Annotated in this window: 1 protein-coding gene; it reads left to right on the plus strand. The window is 60.2% G+C overall.

The window, feature by feature from the left end:
• Nucleotides 1-19: 19 nt before the first annotated feature.
• Nucleotides 20-558, plus strand: a 539-nt coding sequence (locus Q7C21_RS22680; RefSeq protein ID WP_375151191.1) for a phage tail protein, incomplete at its 3' end; no start/stop codon positions are given.

Raw genomic sequence — 558 nt, forward strand, 5'->3', positions numbered from 1 at the left:
CTAGAGAAGACAAGAACAAGTGGATTATCCGAAAAGTGTTCCCAGCGTAGGGCTGGTGAACGGCAAGTTTGTCGACGAGAACCCGGTCACGGGGCAAGTCGGCTCACTGATTTCTTCCGACTGGGGAAATGCGGTGACCGATGAATTGCTCAACGTGATTCGTGCGGGTGGGAAGGAGCCGGCCGAGGCCGAGCACGACCAGTTGCTGGCGGCGATCAAGGCGATCGTCCGGGATTCGATACCGCCAGAGAAGATTCGCAGCACCTTGGCCGAGTACGGCATCACCGACGCCTACACCAAGTCGGTGACCTACACCAAGGCCGAGATCGAGGCACTGTTGAAGAACATGTCGGCCCTGCCGGTGGGGGCCATGGTGCCGTTTCCCAAGGGCACGGTGCCGGCGGGGTTTCTGGAGGTGGATGGCAGTGTGCAGAGCGCTGCGACTTATCCGGATCTGGCGGCTTATTTGGGAACGACCTTCAACACCGGTGGTGAAGGGGCGGGGAATTTCCGTTTGCCGGAGTCGCGGGGGGAGTTTCTGCGGGGTTGGGATCATGG

The organism is Pantoea sp. ANP04 (genome assembly GCF_041982285.1).
Taxonomy (GTDB): domain Bacteria; phylum Pseudomonadota; class Gammaproteobacteria; order Enterobacterales; family Enterobacteriaceae; genus Pantoea; species Pantoea eucalypti.